The sequence below is a fragment of the Kitasatospora sp. NPDC057692 genome (assembly GCF_042799475.1).
Classification (GTDB): Bacteria; Actinomycetota; Actinomycetes; order Streptomycetales; family Streptomycetaceae; genus Kitasatospora.
The window spans coordinates 12553-31492 of record NZ_JBHVIV010000028.1; the positions used below are offsets into that span (position 1 = coordinate 12553).

The window sequence follows — 18940 nt, forward strand, 5'->3', positions numbered from 1 at the left end:
GCCCCTCCAGGGTGCTTCGCCGACGCAGCCGGAACACCGGCAACACTGGACACCTAAGGACCGCCCCCATGGCTCCCACGCCGGACTTCGAGTACAGCGACCTGCTCCCCCTGGGCGCTGACCCGACCCCCTACCGCAAGCTCACCTCCGAAGGCGTCTCCACCTTCGAGGCCGGCGGCCGCACCTTCCTCCAGGTCGAGCCCGAGGCCCTGCGGCTGCTCACCGCCGAGGCGATGCACGACATCTCGCACTACCTGCGCCCCGCCCACCTCGCCCAGCTGCGCCGCATCCTGGACGACCCGGAGGCCAGCCCGAACGACCGCTTCGTCGCGCTGGACCTGCTGAAGAACGTCAACATCTCGGCCGGCGGCATCCTGCCGATGTGCCAGGACACCGGCACCGCCATCGTCATGGGCAAGCGCGGCCAGAACGTGCTCACCGCGGGCGGCGACGAGGCCGCGATCGCGCGCGGCGTCTTCGACGCGTACACCAGGCTGAACCTGCGCTACTCCCAGATGGCCCCGGTCACCATGTGGGACGAGAAGAACACCGGCAACAACCTGCCGGCGCAGATCGAGCTGTACGCGACCGACGGCGACGCCTACAAGTTCCTCTTCATGGCCAAGGGCGGCGGCTCGGCCAACAAGTCGTACCTGTACCAGGAGACCAAGGCGATCCTGAACGAGGCCAGCATGCTCTCGTTCCTGGAGCAGAAGATCCGCTCGCTGGGCACCGCGGCCTGCCCGCCGTACCACCTGGCGATCGTGATCGGCGGCACCAGCGCCGAGTTCGCGCTGAAGACCGCCAAGTACGCCTCCGCGCACTACCTGGACAACCTGCCGACCTCCGGCGACGCGAAGACCGGCCACGGCTTCCGCGACCTGGAGCTGGAGGCCAAGGTCACCGAGCTGACCCAGAAGATCGGCATCGGCGCCCAGTTCGGCGGCAAGTACTTCTGCCACGACGTGCGGGTCGTCCGCCTGCCGCGCCACGGCGCCTCGCTGCCCGTCGCGATGGCCGTCTCCTGCTCGGCGGACCGCCAGGCGCTCGGCAAGATCACCGCCGAGGGCGTCTTCCTGGAGCAGCTGGAGACCGACCCGGCGAAGTACCTGCCGGACACCACCGACGAGCACCTCGACGACGACGTGGTGCGCATCGACCTCGACCAGCCGATGTCCGCGATCCGCGCCGAGCTCTCCAAGTACCCGGTGAAGACCCGCCTCTCGCTCACCGGCACCCTGGTCGTCGCCCGCGACATCGCGCACGCCAAGATCAAGGAGCGCCTGGACGCCGGCGAGGGCATGCCCAAGTACCTCCAGGACCACCCGGTCTACTACGCCGGCCCGGCCAAGACCCCCGAGGGCTACGCCTCCGGCTCCTTCGGCCCGACCACCGCCGGCCGGATGGACTCCTACGTCGACCAGTTCCAGGCCGCCGGCGGCTCGATGGTCATGCTCGCCAAGGGCAACCGCTCCAAGCAGGTCACCGACGCCTGTGCCCGGCACGGCGGCTTCTACCTCGGCTCCATCGGCGGCCCCGCCGCCCGCCTCGCCCAGGACTGCATCAAGAAGGTCGAGGTCCTGGAGTACGCCGAGCTCGGTATGGAGGCCGTCTGGCGCATCGAGGTCGAGGACTTCCCGGCCTTCATCGTCGTCGACGACAAGGGCAACGACTTCTTCCGCGAGACCACCGAGGGCCCGCTCATCACCAGCCTCCGCGTGCGCTCCAAGGAGTAGCCCCCCGCTTCCGCTTCCGCCACCGCCCCGGCCGCGCCCCGCGCGCCCGGGGCGGTGGCGTCCCGGGCGAATTCCCTCGCCGCCGGTACCGGATTCCCGTACCATTCCGGTACGGGAATCCGGTACCGGAACGAGAGGCAGGCCGATGACGATCAGCGCCAGCGACGCACGCTCCCAGCTCTTCCCGTTGATCAAGAAGGTCAACGACGACCACGTCCCGATAAGGATCACCTCCCGGGGCGGGGACGCCGTGCTGATGTCCGCCGAGGACTACGACGCGTGGCAGGAGACGATCTACCTGCTGCGCTCCCCCGCCAACGCCCGTCGCCTCATGGAGGCCGTCGCCCGCGACAAGGCCGGGCACCCCGGGGTCACCAGGACCGTGGAGGAACTGGAAGCCCTGGCGGGTGAGGTGTGAGGAGTGTCCATTTCGACCCGGACGCCTGGGAGGACTTCCTGTTCTGGCTCGCCTCCAACCGGAAGATGGCTCAGCGGATCACCCGGCTCGTCGGCGAGATCCAGCGCGACCCGTTCGGCGGGATCGGGAAGCCGGAGCCGCTGAAGGGCGACCTGGCCGGCTACTGGTCGCGCCGGATCGACGACGAGCACCGCCTCGTCTACCGGGCCGACGACAAGGAAGTGAAGATCCTCAAAGCCCGCTACCACTACCAGTGAGACCGGTGGGTCGCGGAACAGCCGCCGCCGGTCAGGCGTCGAAGTCGTACTCCAGGACGTAGGAGGCCGCGTCGAGGGTCATCTCGTTCAGCTCGACGACCTGGCCCTCGTCGGCGAAGGCGGTGCGGCAGATGAGGATGACGGGAGTACCGGCGGAGAGTCCCAGGCGGGCCGTCTCCTCGGCGTTCGGCATCCGGGAGCGGACCTCCTCGCGGAAGTGCACCGGCTTGGCCCCGATCTCGGCCAGCCGGGCGTAGGTGCCGCCCGGGCCGGTGTCCTCGCGGGTGATCGCGGTGCCCGCGACCAGGCCCGCCGGCAGGTAGGAGGTCGACAGCAGGACCGGCTTGCCGTCCAGCACGAAGCGCCGATGCCGCACGCACATCGGCTCGCCCGGGTCGACGCCGAGCACCCGGGCCACGTGCTCCGGCGCGCCCTGCTCGGTGACCGCGACCTGGTCGACGACGAGGCTGCGGCGGTCGATGTCGGCCGACCATATCGAGCGGCCGGAACCCCACTGGCCCTGGGCGAGCCGCTGGATCCCGCGCCGGCGCAGCGGCCGGAAGTCCCGGACGAAGACGCCCGCCCCGCGGCGGGCCTCGGCGATGCCCTCGCTCTGCAGGACGCCGAGCGCCTGGCGGGCGGTCATCCGGGCCACGCCGTACGCGTCCATCAGGTCGTTCTCGCCGGGGAGCCGGTCGCCGGCGCGGTACTCGCCGGCGTCGATGGCCGCCTTCAGCGCGTCGGCGATCCGTTGGTACTTGGGCTGCTTCTCGCCGCTGCTGCTGCCGGCCATCGCCTTCTCCCTCGTCCTCCGCCAGAAATGGTAGGCGCGCCTACGGTCCGCGGTCAGCCGATAGGACCGGTTCGACCGTTGACATCTCTAGAGATATTAGCTTCTCTAGAGATGCTGGGTAGTCGCCGAGCAGAGCCGAACCGAGCCAAGCCACGACAGCGACCAGGGCCGGCCACCACCGTCGCCGCGCCCGCACCGGAGCAGCAAGGAGCAGCGCGGTGAGCATTCGGAAGCGCGCCGCCGCGGCCTACCGGCCGCGGGCGGGGGAATCCGTCCTCGACACCAGGACCGGGCGCACCGGCATCTACATGGACACCGTCGGTGGGGAGCACTACCTCCGACCGCCCGAGGGCGGCTGCGAGTGGACCGCCCGCCCCGAGCACGTCACCCCCGCGGCCCCGGCCGGGGGCGGGGGCGCCGACACCGATCCGGCGGGGCGCGGCGGGCCCGCCGGACGCGCCGGCCCCGCGGCCGCCGCCCCCGCCCGCGCGGCCTGACGCCCGCGCCCGGGGGCAACCCCACCGGCGGAATCCGGCCACCGGGCCCTCGCCCGGACGTGCGAGTGCCCCGCACCGCCGGGACGGCGGGGTGCGGGGCACTCGGATGGTGTGTGGGCTACGGGTGACCGGCGATGACTCCGGCGGAGGCGCCGGTGGCCGTCACGAGGTAGCCGGTGGTCACCACGATCGTCGAGACGGCGACGACCGCGAGGCGACGGAGCGTGTTCAAGCGTTCCCCCCTGGAACTGCCGGTACCCGCTTACGGGTGGCTGGCGATGACGCCCTGCGGCTCGCGCTCGGTGGCCGCCCCGCCGTCGCCCGCCTCCTCGGTCTCCGCGAGGTACTGTGCCTCGTCGCCGAAGAAGTCGTCCTCCAGGTCGGCCTTGCGATCGGCGGAGGGCTCGGCGTAATCGGCCTGGTCCGAGGTCGCGGCGACCGCGCCCTCGACGACCTGGCCGGCCTGCTCGGCGACGGCCTCGCCGGCCGGCACCGTCGCCACGGGGGACTCACTCTGGTCGTTGGCCATGCGTCGGCCGCCTTTCGGTCATCAAACTGTCTTCCGCCCCACCGGATTGGCGCGGGCACGGGCTCAGTATCGTAGGGTTGATTAAATGTCCGATAAACATCGTGCGGCTGACCGTGCCGTCCGGCAGAGTCGGCCCCCCGCCTAAGCTGAGGCCACCACCGAGGGCGGAACCGCCGAGCGCCCTACCGGGAAATCGACACCAGGCCATCGGGGGACCACATGGAGTTGCGGGAGACGCCGCCTGCACCGGCGCTGCGCTTCCAGGTACTCGGTCCGGTCCAGGCCTGGCTCGACGGCGGACAGCTCGCCCTCGGCTCACCGCAGCAGCAGGCCGTCCTGACGATGCTTCTGCTGCACGCCGGACGCCCGGTGACCACCCAGGACCTCGTCGACGGCCTCTGGGGCGACCGACCGCCCGCCCAGGCCGTCGCGGCGCTGCGCACCTACGTCTCCCGGCTGCGCTCGGTCATCGAGCCCCGCCGCGAGGTGCGGCGGCCGGCCGAGTTCCTGGTCTCCGTCGCCGACGGCTACGCCCTGCACATCCCGGGCGAGGCCCTCGACATGACGGTCTTCGAGCAGCTCGCCGCCGAGGCCGCGACCGCCCGCAACGCCGGGGACCTCGACAACGCCCACCGCCTGCTGGTCCGCTCGCTCGCCCTGTTCGCCGGCCGGCCGCTCACCGGCGTCCCCGGCCCGTACGCGGACGCCCAGCGGCTGCGGCTGGGCGAGCGCCAGGTCTCGGTCGCCGAGGAGCGCTGCGCGCTCGCCCTCGACATCGGCCTGCACGCCGAGGTCGTCGGCGAGTTGAACACGCTCACCGCCGAGCACCCGCTGCGCGAGCGGCTGCGCGAGCTGCTGATGCTCGCGCTGTACCGCTGCGGCCGGCAGGCCGAGGCGCTCGGCGTCTACACCGACACCCGCAAGCTGCTGATCGACGAGCTGGGCGTCGAACCGGGCGCCGGGCTCTCCACCATGCACGCCCGGATCCTCGCCGCGGACCCGGCACTGACGCTTCCCGCCGCGCCCGCGGCGCCCGCCGCCGCCCGCGAGGAGGGCCCCGCCGCTCCGCCCGCCCCGGCCCCGGCCCAACTGCCCGCCGACGTGTCGGACTTCAGCGGCCGCTCGGAGATGGTGTCCGATCTGTCGGCCGTGCTGATGAACGCCACCGGCCAGGCCGTCGTGGTCACCTCGCTGGCCGGCATCGGCGGGGTCGGGAAGACCACGCTCGCGGTGCACGTCGCCCACCGGGTGCGCGCGGAGTTCCCGGACGGGCAGCTCTACGTCGACCTGCGCGGCGCCGGCGCCTCGCCCGCCGACCCGGCGGTGGTGCTCGGCGACTTCCTGCACGCCCTGGGCGTCACCGAGAACCCGGACTCGCTGGAGCAGCGCGCCGCCCTCTACCGCTCGCTGCTCGCGAGCCGGCGGATGCTGATCCTGCTGGACAACGCCCAGGACGCCGAGCAGATCCGGCCGCTGATCCCGGGGGTCTCCAGCTGCGCGGTGCTCGCCACCAGCCGCTCCCGGCTGGCCGGCATCCCCGGCGCGCACCTGGTGGACGTCGAGGAGCTGACGCCGGAGGAGGCGCTGGCGCTGTTCTCCGCGATCGTCGGCGAGCAGCGCGTCGCCGCCGAACCGGAGGCGGCCATGGCGGTGGTGACCGCCTGCGGCTTCCTGCCGCTCGCCGTCCGGATCGCCGCGGCCCGGCTCGCCAGCCGTCCGCGGTGGAGCGTTTCGGACCTCGCCCGCCGCTTAGCCGATCAGCGCCGGCGCCTGGACGAGCTCCAGCTCGGCAACCTCGCCGTGGAGACCACCATCGGCCTCGGCTACGGCCAGCTCTCCCCCGCCGAGGCCCGCGCCTTCCGCCTGCTCTCGGTGGTGGACTCGCCGGACCTGCCGCTGCCGGCGGTGTCGGCGCTGCTCGGGGTGGACGAGGCCGAGGCCGAGGACCTCGCCGAGGCGCTGGTCGAGGCCAACATGCTGGAGACCTTCTCCGCGGGCCGCTACCGGTACCACGACCTGCTCCGGCTCTACGCGCAGCGGCAGAACGAGCGGGTCGGGGACCTCGACGAGCAACGGGCCGCCGTCCTGCGGCTGCTCGACCTGCTGCTCGCCACGGTCCGCAACGCCGCCCAGGCCATCGAGCCCGACGACCAGCTGCCCGAGCCGCTGAACGCCCCGGGCTCCGCCGGCGTCCCGCTGATCACCAGCGAGTACGCGCAGGAGTGGATCAGGGCCGAGATCGGCCTGCTGCTCAGCTCGGTCGAGGCGGCCGTCCAGGGGCCGAGCGGGCTGCTGCGGCCAGCCGTCGACCTGCTGATCATCCTGGACAGCCTGGTGGAGGACCCGACGCACGGGCCCCGGGTCCGCCGGATGCTGGAGGCGGCCGAGCGGAGCGCGGAGGAGCACGGGGACGCCGCGGCGCTCGCCCGGGTGCACTTCGCCTTCGGCACCCTGCAGTCCGTCACCGGCGACTTCCAGAGCTCCGAGCGGTCGCTGCGCAAGAGCCTGGACCTGCTGGGCCCCGCGGACATGACCGTCATGCGCTCGATGGCGGCCAACACCCTCGGCATCATCCTGAGCCTGGGCAGCCGCCCGGCCGAGGCGGCGCCGTTCTTCGAGCAGGCCCTGGTCATCAGCCGCGTCGTCGGCGCCCCGATCGGCGAGGCGCGGCTGCTCGCCAACCTCGCCCGGGCCCAGCTCGGGCTCGGGCAGGTCGAACAGGCCGTCCGCTCGGTCACCGAGGCGGTCGCCACCGCGCGCGCCTCGAAGAACGGCCCCTGCCTGGCCGACACGCTGTACCAGCTCGGCGTGGTCCTCTCCTCCGCCGACGACCCCGCGACCGCCGCCGAGCACCTGCGCGAGGCGCACCGGCTCTACCGGTCGCAGCAGAACCGGCTGCGCGAGGGCTACACGCTCGCCCGGCTCTCCTCCTCGCTGCTCGCCGCCGGCCAGCAGGCCGAGGCCGCCGAGGCGGCGGAGGAGTCCCTGGCGATCGGGCTGGAGATGGACTCCGCCTACTGCCAGGGCCTGGCCGACGCCGCGCTGGGCGAGGCCCTGCTCTCCCTCGCCCAGCCCGCACGTGGTCTGGCGTGCCTGCGCGAGGCCCACGCCATCTTCACGCGGCTCGGTGTGCCCGAGGCCTCCCCCGTGGCGGACCTCATCTCCCAGCAGCACACCGAGCCCCTCTCTCCCCCCGCGCCGTAAGGCCTCCGCTCCCCCGTGTCCCCCCTGGAGGCCTTCCCCCGTGAGCGTCCGGCGCTGGACTCCACTGTGCACCGACCCGATTGACGTTCAATAAACGCCTGCTTGTCGGCCCGGTGATCGACGAAACCGCAGGTCGGCGCGGGTGCGGCGGCCGACCGTACGGCGCGCGGCAATCGACCGCGCCACCCCGGCGTGCGCCCCGCGCTTCCGGGGAGGGGACGATGTCGGCCAACCGCCGCGAGTTGGCCGGAAACGGACCCCACGGCGGAGTGATCACGCATATTCTCGGATGCCAGTACACACACGGGTGCCCTTCTCCGGTGAAGCAATCCGGAAAAGGCAGCGCGGCGGCGCTCCCGCAGTGCAGAGTGTCTCTGTGCAAAGAGTCTGTGCAGAGTGTCAGCGTGCAGTCAGCGTGGCAATGCAGTCATTGTGACGCGGGGAGCGTGACGTACCGCCACCGGCAGCGGGCCGGCGGGGCAGCGCCGCGGCGCCGGGAGCAGACGGCGGTCCGGCCCCGCGCCTCGTCCAGCCGACCGGAGGCCCGGCCGGAAAGGTGCCTCTCAATCGTGACGACCGGACAGATATCGGATCCGTTCCCCGTCGACGAGGACGCGGGTGGCGACGACGGGTCCGAGGTCCTGCGCCGCCGCGCCGCGCGCGCCCTGCAGGCGGTGGCCTTCGACACCATCGGCACCGGCTACGCGGAGGCGTTCCCCTCGAAGGACGGACAGCTGGCCTGCGGGCGCCGGCTGCTGGCCGCGCTGGAGCCGGGCGCCGCGGTGCTGGACGTCGGCTGCGGCAGCGGCGACCCGACCGTCCGCCAGCTGACCGCGGCCGGGATGCGGGTCACCGGGGTGGACCTCTCGGACGTCATGCTGAACCTGGCCCGGCAGGCCCGCCACCCGGGCCCGCACCCGCCCGTCCTGCACCGCATGGACATGTACGACCTCGCCACCGAGCGCGCCCGCTCCGCCTGGAACGTGCCCCGGCTCGGCCCCGCCGGGCGCGGCACCTTCGACGCGGTCACCGCCTTCTTCTCGCTGATCCTGCTCCCCCAGGACGAGATCCCCACCGTGCTCGGCCGGCTGCGGGACCTGCTGCGGCCCGACGGGCTCCTGGCGCTCGGTATGGTCGAGGCGGACCTCGACCACGTTCCCCTGCCGTTCCTCGGCCGGGAGCTGCGGATCAGCGGATACCTGCGGGAGGATCTCGAACGGGTCCTGCTGGCCGCCGGGTTCACGGTCGAGGAGCAGGAGGGGCGTCCCTACGCACCCGCCAGCACCTCGCTGCCGCCGGAGGAGCAGCTCTTCCTCCGGTGTCGGCGGGCCGGCTGACCGGCCGGACCGCGGACCCGGGCAGGCCACAGGCAGACCACAGGCAGTCCCCCGACAGACCACAGACCGTACCGATCCCCAGGACAGGCACCCGTGCGCGACCAGCTCAATCCCGAGGCCGGAGAGCCGCCTGCCCTGCCGACCCCGCGCCGTCCGTCGTCGCCCCCGGAACACGTCCCCGAGCGCCTCGCCTACCTCGACTCCGCGACCCGGCGGATCAACAGCGCCCTCGACCTGGCCGCCACCCTGCGCAACGTCGGCCGGGTGCTGGTCCCCGCCCTCGCCGACGCCGCCGTCGTCCATCTGCGCGACCCGCTGCCCAACGTCGAGCGCGAGCCCGGCTTCCCCGAGCAGCTGCGGATCCACCACAGCCAGGGCACCCGGCTGGGCCGGCGCGGCCGCCCGGCCGGCGACGACCGCCGCGACCGCTACGGGAGCCGCTACGGCGCCCGCTCCACCGCCGACCCCGGCCCGGCCACCCCGGTCACCCGCGGCGGCGCGCTCGCCCACACCCTGCTCAGCCGCCGCCCCGCCGAGGCGGTCGTGCTCGGCTCCGGCGAGGACGGCGGCCGCGCCCGCACCACCGAGCTGCTGCGCGAACTGTACGGCTCCCGCGGCCTGGCCCGGCTCAGCCCGGGGACGTCGGTGCTCGCCCTGCCGCTGCGCGGGCGCAAGACCGTCCTGGGCCTGCTGGTGCTGATCCGGCGCCCGTCCGCGAAGAGCGGCCGGCCCTCCTTCGACGCCACCGACACCGCCACCGCCGCCCACCTCGCCACCCAGGCCGGGCTGGCCGTCGACACCGCGCTGCGCTATGCCCGCGAGTGGGAGATAGCCAACGAGCTCCAGCGCAGCATGCTGCCGCTGCGGCTGCCCCAGCCGCACGGCGTCCGGCTCGCCCAGCGCTACCTGCCCGGCGAGCGCGGCGCCCAGGTCGGCGGCGACTGGTACGACGCCGTCCCGCTGCCCGGCAACCGGGTGGCCCTGATCGTCGGCGACGTGATGGGCCACTCGCTCACCTCGGCCGCCATCATGGGCCAGCTGCGCACCAGCGCGCAGACCCTGGCCGCGCTCGACCTGCCGCCGCACGAGGTGCTCTACCACCTGGACGAGCAGGCCCAGCGGCTCGGCCGCGAACAGCACCTGGCGACCTGCGTCTACGCCGTCTACGACCCGATCGCCAACCGGGTGGTGCTCGCCAACGCCGGCCACGTGCCGCCGGTGCTCGTCCAGCCCGACGGCGCGGCCGAGCTGCTCGACCTGGAGGCGGGCGCGCCGATCGGCGTCGGCGGGGTCGACTTCTCCTCCGTCGAACTGCCCGCGCCGCCCGGCTCGGCCCTGCTGCTGTTCACCGACGGCCTGGTGGAGACCCGCAACCGGCCGCTCAGCGACGGCCTCGAACTGCTCCGCGCCCGGCTCGCCGGCGCCCACCGGCACGCGCCCGAGCACCTCTGCCAGGAGGCGCTGCGGATCCTGCCGCCCGGCGACCGGGGCGACGACATCGCGCTGCTGGCCGCCTGCTTCGACGGCATCCCGGCCGGGGACGTCGCGCACTGGTACCTCCAGCCGCGCAACGAGACCCCGGGGCGGGCCCGCCGGCTGGCCGCGCACACCCTGCGCCGCTGGGGCCTGGAGGAGCTGACCGAGGCGACCGAGCTGATGGTCAGCGAGCTGGTCACCAACGCCGTCCAGCACGCCACCCGCCCGGTGACGCTGAGCCTGGTCCGCACCACGCGGCTGCGCTGCGAGGTCGGCGACGACAGCCCGCTGCTGCCCCGGCCGCGCCGGACCGGGCCGGAGGACGAGCGCGGGCGGGGCCTGCAGATCGTGGCCCGGTGCGCCGAGCGCTGGGGTGCGACCCGGCTGGGCACCGGCAAGGTGGTCTGGTTCGAGCAGCGGCTGCCGTGACGCACGGGGCCGCCCCGGGCGCGGTGCGCCGGGGGGCGGCCCTCGGTCCTGCCCGGGTCCGTCAGACCCGCTCGGACAGCTTCGTCTCCCGGGCGGCGGCGCTCCCGGCCGGCTCCAGCCGGGCCATCAGCTGCTCGCCCTCCATGTCCACCCGCGGCACCACCCTGTCCAGGCGCTTCGGGAACCACCAGGCGGCCCGGCCGAACAGCGCCATCGCGGCCGGCACCAGGGCCATCCGCACCACGAAGGCGTCCACGAACACGCCCACCGCGAGCGCGAAGCCGATCGGCTGGACGATCGGGTCGTGGCCGAAGACGAACGAGCCGAAGACCGCGATCATGATCAGCGCGGCCGCGGTGACCACCCGGGCGCCGTTGCGCACCCCGGCCACCACCGCCTCGCGCGGCGCCATGCCGTGCACGTGGTGCTCCTTCATCCCGGAGACCAGGAACAGCTCGTAGTCCATCGCCAGCCCGAACAGCACGCCGATCAGCAGGATCGGCACGAAGCTGACCACCGGGCCGACCTTCGGCACGTCGATCAGGCCGTCCAGCCAGCCCCACTGGTAGACCGCGACGACGGCGCCGAGCGAGGCCGTGATGGAGAGCAGGAAGCCCGCGACCGCCTTCAGCGGCACCAGCACCGAGCGGAAGGCCAGCGCCAGCAGCACCAGCGCGATGCCCGTGATCACCGCGACGAACGGCGGCAGCGCGTCGGCGAGCTTGGCGGAGACGTCGATGTTGGCGGCGGTGGTGCCGGTGACGTCGATCCGCGCACCGGTCCCGGCCTGGAGCGCGTCGCGCTGGCCGCGGATGTCGGTGACCAGCTGCCGGGTGTCGGCGTGGTCCGGGCCGGTCTTCGGGATGACCGGGACGAGCGCGGTGCCGCTCGCCCCGTCGAGCTGCGGCGGGAGCAGGGTCTGCACGCCGGGCAGCGCGGCGAGCCGGCCCGCCACGTCCTGCACCGCCCGCTCCGGCTGCGCGGTGCCGGCGGCGTCGACGACGACCACCAGCGGGGCGTTGAAACCGGGGCCGAAGCCGCGGTCCACCAGGTCGTACGCGGTACGGGCGTCGGTGCCCTCGGCCTGCGAGCCGCCGCCGGGCAGACCGAGGGTGAGGCTCGCGGCGGGCACGGCGAGCGCGACCAGCGCGGTGAGGCCGGCCAGCAGGACGGCGAGCGGGCGGCGGACCACGAAGCCCGCCCAGCGCTCGCCGAGCGTCGTGCGCCCGCCGGTCCGCAGCGCGCGCCGCCAGACCGGCAGCCGGTCGATGCCGCGGCCGGCGAAGCCGAGCAGGGCGGGCAGCAGGGTGATCGCGACGAGCACCGCGATCACGACGGCGCCGGAGGCGGCCAGGCCCATCACGGTCAGGAACGGCACCCCGGCGACGGCCAGGCCGGCCAGCGCGGCGACGACGGTGAGGCCGGCGAAGACCACCGCGCTGCCGGCGGTCGCGTTGGCGCGGGCCGCGGCCTCCTCCGGCTCCAGCCCCTCGGCGAGGTGGCGGCGGTGCCGGGAGAGGATGAACAGGGCGTAGTCGATGCCGACCGCGAGTCCCACCATCAGCGCCAGCACCGGCGCGGTGGAGATGACCTCGAACGAGCCCGCCACGGTGAACACCCCGGCCATCGCGACACCGACCCCGATCAGGGCGGTGACCAGCGGGAGTCCGGCCGCGACCAGCGACCCCAGGGTGACCACCAGGACCACCCCGGCCACGATCAGGCCGATCACCTCGCCGCCGTCGACCTGGGCCATCTGGTTGTAGGCGTCTCCGCCGAAGGCGACCGTGACCCCGGCCGCGCGGGCCGGGTCCGCCGCCGCCCGGACGGCGTCGCGCTGCTGGTCGGTGACGTCGCCGAGCGCGCCGTCGAAGGAGACCAGGCCCAGCGCGACCTTGCCGTCCGGGGAGAGCGCGCCGGTGGTGTACGGGTCGGGGATGCCCGCGACGCCGGGGACCGCGGCGATCCGGGCGACCGCCTCGCCGACCGCCCTGGCGTTGTCGGGGGCGGCGATGCCGCCGGGCGCCTCGGTGGCGAAGACCACCTGGGCGGAGCCGTGGCCCTGCTCGGGGAAGGTGCCCTTGATCCGGTCCAGGGTGGCCTGGGCCTCGGTGCCCGGGACCTTGAACTCCTCGGAGGTCGCGCCCCCGAAGGCCGCCGCCGCGCCGCCGACGGCGATCAGCAGGGCCAGCCAGACGGCGAGCACGGTACGCCTGCGGCGGAAGCAGAGGCGGCCCAGGCGGTACAGGTACGTGGCCATGCGTGCACCTTCGGGTCGGGTCGTCGGGGCTGGTCGCCCAGTCGTCCGCACCACCGTACGCGCAACTTGTTCACGTGACAAAGTCGAATGACGAGAGCGTGTGACGCAATCGTTCGATCTGGTTGCCTGAACATGGCGATACCCTGGCCCAATGGCTCATGTCCCGGCCGCCGAACGGCGCCCCCAACTCATCCAGGCCGCCATCGACCTGATGGCCCGCGAGGGCGTGGCCGCCGGCAGCACCCGCGCCATCGCGGCGGAGCTGGGCGTGGCACAGGCGACGGTGCACTACACCTTCGGCACCAAGAAGGACCTCTACCGGGCCGTCGTCGAGCAGCTGACCGCCGAGTTCATCAACCAGGTGCGGGCGTCCGCGCCCGCCGAGGGCCCGTTCGGCGAGCAGATCCGCACGATGGTCTACGCCCTGTGGGACAGCGCCGTCGGCGAGCGCGGCAAGTGCGCGCTGATCACCGAGTTCTCCGCGCTGGCGCTGCGCGACCCGGACCTGCAGGAGATCATGCGGGCGGTGCAGCACGAGATCGAGGCCACCGCCGCCGAGCTGCTCACCGGGCTCGCCGCCGCCCACGGGCAGCCGCTGCCGCTTCCCGCCCGGGAGGTCTCGGTGTACTTCCTGGCCGGCTTCAACGGGCTGACCGACCGCTACCTGGTCCTCAAGGCCGCCGGCGAGGACCCGGAGGAGGAGTCCCGCCGGGCGCTCGACCTGCTGGTCGCCACCACGGTCGGCCTCTGCCTCGGCGCGCCCGCGCAGGCCTGACGGCCTGCCCTACGGTTCGACGATCCGGACCGGCAGTTCGACCAGCACCTCGCGCAGCGTGGCGGCGAAGCGGTCGTACTCGGCGCTGCGGGCCGAGCCCGTCCGGGTGGCGAGGCCGATCCGGCGCCCCGGCGCGGGCGCGGCGAAGCGGACGGCGGCCAGCCGGTCGGTGCGGCCCGCCTCGACGTCCAGCGCCGTGGCGGGCAGCAGGGTCACCCCGAGGCCGCCGGCCACCAGCTGCACCAGGGTGGACAGGCCCGCCGCCCGGGTGGTGGAGCCGGCCTGGTCGGCGCCGACCTCGCGGCAGATGTCGAGGGCCTGGTCGCGCAGGCAGTGGCCCTCCTCCAGTAGCAGCACGTCCAGGTCGAGCAGCACGTCGCGCGGTACGTCGACCCGGCCGGCCAGCTCGTGGTCGGGCGGGGCGACCAGGACGAAGTCCTCGTCGAACAGCGGGATGTCCCGGGTCGGCGCGCTGCCGCCGGCCGGCAGTGCCAGCAGCAGCACGTCCAGCCGCCCGGCGGCCAGCCCCTCCAGCAGCGAGGGCGTCCGCTCCTCGTGGACGTGCAGCTCCAGGTCCGGGTAGCGGTCGCGGACCAGCCGCAGCACGGTCGGCAGCAGGTAGGGCGCGACGGTCGGGATGACGCCCAGGTGCAGCGGCCCGGTGAACGGGCGGCGGGCGGCCTCCACCTCCTCGGTGAGCGCCTGCAGCGAGGCGAGCACCCGGCGCGAGTGCTCCAGTACGCGCTCCCCCAGTGGAGTGATCATGACCCGGCGCGTCGTACGCTCGACGAGCTGCGCGCCCAGCGACTCCTCCAGCGCCGCGACCGCCCCGGAGAGCGCCGGCTGGCTCGTCCCGGTGGCCGCCGCGGCCTCCCGGAAGTGCCGGTGCTCGGCCACCGCCACGAAGGCCTTGAGCTGGGCGACCGTGGGGGTGCGGGGGCTGCGCGGGGTGGCGTTCGCCACAGCGGCGTCGGGTTTGCGGGCGGGGGCCTTGCGACGGGCGGGGCGGGAGGGGGGCGCGGGGCTGTTGATAACTCTCTCCGATCAGACACATCGAGTGTAGCTATTTCCCTGATCAGTCCACGATGTGGAATGGTGGAAGCCGTTCCGCAAACCGGACAAACTCCCCACCCCTCACAGGAGAAGCGAACGTGCTGACGATCGGCGACCAGTTCCCGGCCTACAACCTCAAGGGCGTGGAAGGCCCGTCCGCTGACAAGCTGGAGTTCAAGGACTACACCTCGGAGGACCAGAACGGCTGGAAGGTCGTCTTCTTCTGGCCCATGGACTTCACCTTCGTCTGTCCGACCGAGATCGCCGCGTTCGGCAAGCTGAACGAGGAGTTCGCCGACCGCGACGCCAAGATCTTCGGCGTCTCCGGCGACTCGGAGTTCGTGCACCACGCCTGGCGCAAGGACCACAAGGACCTGAACGACCTGCCGTTCCCGATGCTGGCCGACATCAAGCACGACCTGATGCGCGCCTGCGGCGTCGAGAACGCGGACGGCACCGCCCAGCGCGCCGTCTTCATCGTGGACCCGAACAACGAGATCCAGTTCGCCATGGTGACCGCCGGCTCCGTCGGCCGTAACCCCAAGGAGGTCCTGCGGGTGCTGGACGCCCTGCAGACCGACGAGCTGTGCCCGTGCAACTGGAACAAGGGCGAGGACACCCTCGACGCCCAGGCCCTCCTGGCGGGCTGACCCATGGCCCTCGACGACCTGAAGTCCGCCCTCCCGGACTACGCCAAGGACCTCAAGCTCAACCTGGGCTCGGTCATCGGCAACTCCGACCTCCCCGCCCAGCAGCTGTGGGGCACCGTCCTCTCCTGCGCGATGGCCACCCGCAGCCCCGCCGTCCTGCGCGCGCTGGAGCCCGAGGCCAAGGCCAACCTCTCCCCGGAGGCGTACAACGCCGCCAAGGGCGCGGCCGCGATCATGGGGATGAACAACGTCTACTACCGGACGCTGCACCTGCTCTCCGACAAGGAGTACAGCAGCATGCGGGCCGGTCTGCGGATGAACATCATCGGCACTCCGGGCGTCGAGAAGGTCGACTTCGAGCTCTGGTGCTTCGCGGTCTCCGCGATCAACGGCTGCGGCCAGTGCCTCGACTCCCACGAGGCCGTGCTGCGCAAGGCCGGCGTCGACCGCGAGGTCGTCCAGGCCTCGATGAAGATCGCCGCCGTCCTCCAGGCCGTCGCCGGCGTCCTCGACTCCGAGGCCGCCCTCGCGACCGTCACCGCCTGACCCGCACCACCCCGAACGGGCCCCTCCCCCGGACTCCCCCCGAGTCCCGGCGAGGGGCCCGTTCGCGTGCGGGGGGCGTGGGGAGGTCAGGGGGCCGGGGAGGTCAGGGAGTCGGGGGGCGGGTGGCGGCTTCGCGGGCGGCTTCGAGGGCGGTGAAGACGGCCTGGCCGGCCTCGTTGCGGCGGCGGAGATGGGTGACCACGGTGTTGGTGACGGCGATCAGGGGGACGGCGACGATGGCGCCGCCGATGCCGCCGATGATGGAGCCGGCGGCGACGCCGAGGACGACGCCGAGCGGGTGGACGCGGACGGCGCGGCCGAGGATCAGCGGCTGGAGCACGTGGCCCTCGATCTGCTGGACGGCGATCAGCACCACCAGCACCATCAGCGCCGTCCAGGGCGTGGTGGTGACCAGGGCGATCAGCACCGCGACCGTCCCGGTGACCAGTGCGCCGACCAGCGGGACGAAGGCGCCCAGGAAGATGATCACGGCGAGCGGCAGGGCCATCGGCACGCCGAGCAGCTGGATGCCGATGCCGATGCAGACCGCGTCGATGAAGGCCACGCAGACCGTGCCGCGGACGTAGGCGGTGAGCGTGGCCCAGGCCTTCGGCCCGGCTCCGGCCATCGCGTAGCGGGAGTGCCGGGGCAGGCCGCGCAGCGCCCAGTTCCAGATCCGCTCGCCGTCGTAGAGCAGGAAGAAGGTCGTGAAGAAGGCGAGCAGGACGGCGGTCAGCACCTCCACGGCGATCTGCGCGCCGGTGATGCTGGCCGAGGTGATCTGCTCGGTGTTGGTGCTGATCGCCTTGGTGATCTGGTTGGCGAAGTCGGTGATCTGCTGCTCGGTCAGGTGCAGCGGCCCGGTGATCAGCCAGTCCCGCAGCTGGTCGACACCGGCCTTGACCTTGCTGGTGACGGTCTCCAGGTTGGTGGTCACCTGCCAGACCACGAACCAGCCGACCAGCCCGATGCCGGCCAGCCCGCTCATGAACACCCCGCCGGCGGCCAGCGAGCGCGGCACGCCGTGGCGGCGCAGCCAGGAGACGGTGGGCTCCAGCAGCGCGGAGATCAGCAGCGAGGCGAGCACCGCGAAGGCGACCAGCCGCAGCATGTCGACGATGTAGAAGACGACGTACAGCGCGGCGCCGAGCAGCAGCAGCCGCCAGGTGGACTCGGCGGCGACCCGCAGGCCCCACGGCACCGCCTCGGCGGGGGTCGCGGGTCGGCCGAAGTGGCCGTGCGAGGGTGCGGACACCGGAGCGGGGGCGGGTGCGGGCGGGGGTGCCGGAGCAGGCGCGGGCGCGGGAACGGCGGCCGGCGCGGCGGCCTCGGTCCGCGGGCCCGGCAGCGGGTCGGCGGCCGGCGGGGCGAGCGGCGGTTCGTGGAAGTCGGCCGCCATCGCGGCCCGCCGGCGGCGTTCGATCACGGCGGCGGCGCTCGCCACCACGGCCATCCCCTTGGCCACGGCCTTGAAGGCCTGTCCGCCCCGCGCCATGCTCACAACCACTTCTGCCCGCCGGAGCCGCCCGGTGCGGCGGCACGCCGTGGATCCCGCCACGGCCGTCAGGAAGACGCTACCCGGCCGGGGGGCGGTGAGTCCGCCCGCCGGAAGGATCCGCTCGGGTTCTTCGGAGCCGATTCCGGGGCAAACCAGCACGTCCCGGGTGGTTTCAGGCGCCCGGCAGCGGGGAGGAGTCGGGCGGGAACCCGGAGCCGACTGTCGGCGGACCGGCCGGCGCGGGGAGTACCAGGACCCCTCCCCGTCCCCGCGTCCGCACCCGGGCCCGCACCGCCCGAGGGCGCACTGGTCAGCGCGGCCCGGGCGGCGCGGCCCGTCCCGCGAAAACACCGCGGCCCCCGGTCACCGGGTGGGTGACCGGGGGCCGCGGCGGCGTTCCTAGTACCAGTGGTGCGACTGCCAGAACGACCAGGCGCCGCAGGGGCTGCCGTAGCGGCTGTTCATGTAGTTCAGGCCCCACTTGATCTGGGTGGCCGGGTTGGTGCGCCAGTCGGCGCCGGCCGAGGCCATCTTGGAGCCGGGCAGCGCCTGGACCAGGCCGTAGGCGCCGGAGCTCTTGTTGGTGGCGGTGTAGTTCCAGCCGCTCTCGCGCTTCACGATCTGGCTGAAGCACTGGAACTGGGCGTCGTTGCCGACGATCTGCTGGGCCAGCTCCTGCACCGAACCGGGGCTGACCGAGACCGGCGGGGCGGAGCTGTCCGTGGCGGACATCGCCGAGCGGGCCTTGGAGCGGTTGGCGGCGGCCTCGTCGGCCTTGCGCTTCTCCTCGGCGGCCTTCGCGGCCTTCTCCGCCTCGGCCTTGGCCGCGGCCTCCTTGGCCGCGGCGTCCGCCTTGGCCTGGGCCTCGGCGGCGGCCTGCTGACGGGCCGCCTCCTCGGCGGCCTTCTGCTCGGCGGCGGCCTTGGCGGCCGCGTCGGCGGCGGCCTGCTGGGCGGATGCCTGCGTGCCGATGTTGTCGCTGATGGTCTGCGCCTGGGCGCCAGAGGGGACTTCGGCAAGCAGGGTCGCGCCGGCGACGTCGACCGTCTGCGTCGTCTTGCCCTCGCTGCCCGACGCCATGCCCACGACGGCACCGACAGCGGTGACGGCGGTGGCGGAGGCGACAGCAACTCCCCGGACCGAGATCCGAGTCACATGGTTTCCTTCCAGCATCGCCCACGCGTGACCGTACGGGCGCAACCTGCCCCTTGGCTCTGCCCTCCGTACGGTGCTGGTCACGGGAGGTACTGACCCGGCGTCCGGCCGAGGTGAGGCGACCGGGCGTTTCATTCGGGCGGCGTACGGCTCACGGTCTTCAATTGTGCGTCCACCCACCGGAGTTGGTGGACCGTCCGGGCCGGACTCCCGGCCTTCCGGAAGTCCTGCCATGCCGTACGCGGGGCCTGACAGAACCCTCACCATGCCGCACGGGGACCTGTCGACGCAATTCCCCGTTGCGTGGCGGATGTCACATTCACCGAA

The 18940-nt window shown here is 73.4% G+C and carries 16 protein-coding genes; 10 read left to right on the forward strand and 6 right to left on the reverse strand.

Features of this window, described 5'->3' with window-relative positions; translation table 11 throughout:
- Positions 1-68 precede the first annotated feature (68 nt).
- From ACFVFS_RS17850 to ACFVFS_RS17860, 3 genes are all read left to right on the forward strand, one after another.
- On the forward strand, positions 69-1736 hold the full coding sequence (locus tag ACFVFS_RS17850; RefSeq protein ID WP_380625128.1) for a fumarate hydratase: 1668 nt from the start codon (positions 69-71) through the stop codon (positions 1734-1736).
- A gap of 145 nt (positions 1737-1881) precedes the next feature.
- A complete protein-coding gene (locus tag ACFVFS_RS17855; protein ID WP_380625130.1) occupies positions 1882-2154 on the forward strand; it encodes a type II toxin-antitoxin system Phd/YefM family antitoxin in 273 nt (90 codons plus the stop codon).
- Positions 2151-2411: a Txe/YoeB family addiction module toxin gene (locus ACFVFS_RS17860; RefSeq protein WP_380625132.1), complete on the forward strand. Its 261-nt coding sequence runs from the start codon at positions 2151-2153 to the stop codon at positions 2409-2411. Before ACFVFS_RS17855 ends, ACFVFS_RS17860 begins: the two co-directional genes overlap by 4 nt.
- A 31-nt stretch (positions 2412-2442) precedes the next feature.
- On the opposite strand, the gene ACFVFS_RS17865 is transcribed toward ACFVFS_RS17860, so the two are convergent.
- Positions 2443-3204, reverse strand: coding sequence for a GntR family transcriptional regulator (locus ACFVFS_RS17865; RefSeq protein WP_380625134.1), 762 nt, complete (start codon positions 3202-3204; stop codon positions 2443-2445).
- A gap of 218 nt (positions 3205-3422) precedes the next feature.
- Here ACFVFS_RS17865 and ACFVFS_RS17870 point away from each other — a divergent pair, with 218 nt between their 5' ends.
- Positions 3423-3701 carry a hypothetical protein gene (locus ACFVFS_RS17870; RefSeq protein ID WP_380625136.1) on the forward strand — a complete coding sequence of 93 codons (279 nt, stop codon included), beginning with the start codon at positions 3423-3425 and terminating at the stop codon, positions 3699-3701.
- A gap of 262 nt (positions 3702-3963) precedes the next feature.
- Here ACFVFS_RS17870 and ACFVFS_RS17875 read toward each other — a convergent pair whose 3' ends face one another.
- Positions 3964-4230 (reverse strand): hypothetical protein, encoded by a 267-nt coding sequence (locus ACFVFS_RS17875; RefSeq protein ID WP_380625138.1) that lies wholly within the window; start codon positions 4228-4230, stop codon positions 3964-3966.
- Positions 4231-4449: 219 nt separating this feature from the next.
- On the opposite strand from ACFVFS_RS17875, the gene ACFVFS_RS17880 reads away from it, so the two are divergent.
- The 3 genes from ACFVFS_RS17880 (at position 4450) to ACFVFS_RS17890 (ending at position 10676) form a co-directional block, all read left to right on the forward strand.
- On the forward strand, positions 4450-7434 hold the full coding sequence (locus tag ACFVFS_RS17880; protein ID WP_380625140.1) for a BTAD domain-containing putative transcriptional regulator: 2985 nt from the start codon (positions 4450-4452) through the stop codon (positions 7432-7434).
- Positions 7435-8075: 641 nt separating this feature from the next.
- Positions 8076-8771 (forward strand): class I SAM-dependent methyltransferase, encoded by a 696-nt coding sequence (locus tag ACFVFS_RS17885; RefSeq protein WP_380625251.1) that lies wholly within the window; start codon positions 8076-8078, stop codon positions 8769-8771.
- A gap of 93 nt (positions 8772-8864) precedes the next feature.
- Positions 8865-10676, forward strand: a complete 1812-nt coding sequence (locus tag ACFVFS_RS17890) for a SpoIIE family protein phosphatase (RefSeq protein WP_380625142.1) — start codon at positions 8865-8867, stop codon at positions 10674-10676.
- A gap of 61 nt (positions 10677-10737) precedes the next feature.
- On the opposite strand, the gene ACFVFS_RS17895 is transcribed toward ACFVFS_RS17890, so the two are convergent.
- Entirely contained in the window at positions 10738-12936 is a 2199-nt protein-coding gene (locus ACFVFS_RS17895) for an MMPL family transporter (RefSeq protein ID WP_380625144.1), read from the reverse strand.
- Between the two features lie 151 nt (positions 12937-13087).
- On the opposite strand from ACFVFS_RS17895, the gene ACFVFS_RS17900 reads away from it, so the two are divergent.
- Positions 13088-13711, forward strand: coding sequence for a TetR/AcrR family transcriptional regulator (locus tag ACFVFS_RS17900; protein WP_380625145.1), 624 nt, complete (start codon positions 13088-13090; stop codon positions 13709-13711).
- A gap of 9 nt (positions 13712-13720) precedes the next feature.
- Here the strand turns inward: ACFVFS_RS17900 and ACFVFS_RS17905 are convergent, their stop codons facing one another.
- A complete protein-coding gene (locus tag ACFVFS_RS17905) occupies positions 13721-14674 on the reverse strand; it encodes a LysR substrate-binding domain-containing protein (RefSeq protein WP_380625147.1) in 954 nt (317 codons plus the stop codon).
- Between the two features lie 188 nt (positions 14675-14862).
- Here ACFVFS_RS17905 and ACFVFS_RS17910 point away from each other — a divergent pair, with 188 nt between their 5' ends.
- Together ACFVFS_RS17910 and ACFVFS_RS17915 are read left to right on the forward strand one after the other, a co-directional pair.
- Positions 14863-15414 (forward strand): peroxiredoxin, encoded by a 552-nt coding sequence (locus tag ACFVFS_RS17910; protein ID WP_380294345.1) that lies wholly within the window; start codon positions 14863-14865, stop codon positions 15412-15414.
- Positions 15415-15417: 3 nt separating this feature from the next.
- Positions 15418-15960, forward strand: a complete 543-nt coding sequence (locus tag ACFVFS_RS17915) for an alkyl hydroperoxide reductase (RefSeq protein ID WP_380625149.1) — start codon at positions 15418-15420, stop codon at positions 15958-15960.
- A gap of 103 nt (positions 15961-16063) precedes the next feature.
- On the opposite strand, the gene ACFVFS_RS17920 is transcribed toward ACFVFS_RS17915, so the two are convergent.
- Positions 16064-17455 carry an AI-2E family transporter gene (locus ACFVFS_RS17920; protein ID WP_380625253.1) on the reverse strand — a complete coding sequence of 464 codons (1392 nt, stop codon included), beginning with the start codon at positions 17453-17455 and terminating at the stop codon, positions 16064-16066.
- A gap of 402 nt (positions 17456-17857) precedes the next feature.
- The gene (locus ACFVFS_RS17925) at positions 17858-18613 is read right to left on the reverse strand and encodes a transglycosylase SLT domain-containing protein (RefSeq protein WP_380625151.1); all 756 of its coding nucleotides are present in this window, start codon (positions 18611-18613) and stop codon (positions 17858-17860) included.
- Positions 18614-18940: the final 327 nt, after the last annotated feature.

Excerpts from the sequence above, each read along its gene's own strand:
- ACFVFS_RS17850 (WP_380625128.1), top strand. The coding sequence starts at position 69 with ATGGCTCCCACGCCGGACTTCGAGTACAGCGACCTGCTCCCCCTGGGC.
- ACFVFS_RS17920 (WP_380625253.1), bottom strand. The coding sequence starts at position 17,455 with ATGGCGCGGGGCGGACAGGCCTTCAAGGCCGTGGCCAAGGGGATGGCC.
- ACFVFS_RS17865 (WP_380625134.1), bottom strand. The coding sequence starts at position 3,204 with ATGGCCGGCAGCAGCAGCGGCGAGAAGCAGCCCAAGTACCAACGGATC.
- ACFVFS_RS17900 (WP_380625145.1), top strand. The coding sequence starts at position 13,088 with ATGGCTCATGTCCCGGCCGCCGAACGGCGCCCCCAACTCATCCAGGCC.
- ACFVFS_RS17855 (WP_380625130.1), top strand. The coding sequence starts at position 1,882 with ATGACGATCAGCGCCAGCGACGCACGCTCCCAGCTCTTCCCGTTGATC.
- ACFVFS_RS17875 (WP_380625138.1), bottom strand. The coding sequence starts at position 4,230 with ATGGCCAACGACCAGAGTGAGTCCCCCGTGGCGACGGTGCCGGCCGGC.
- ACFVFS_RS17915 (WP_380625149.1), top strand. The coding sequence starts at position 15,418 with ATGGCCCTCGACGACCTGAAGTCCGCCCTCCCGGACTACGCCAAGGAC.
- ACFVFS_RS17895 (WP_380625144.1), bottom strand. The coding sequence starts at position 12,936 with ATGGCCACGTACCTGTACCGCCTGGGCCGCCTCTGCTTCCGCCGCAGG.
- ACFVFS_RS17880 (WP_380625140.1), top strand. The coding sequence starts at position 4,450 with ATGGAGTTGCGGGAGACGCCGCCTGCACCGGCGCTGCGCTTCCAGGTA.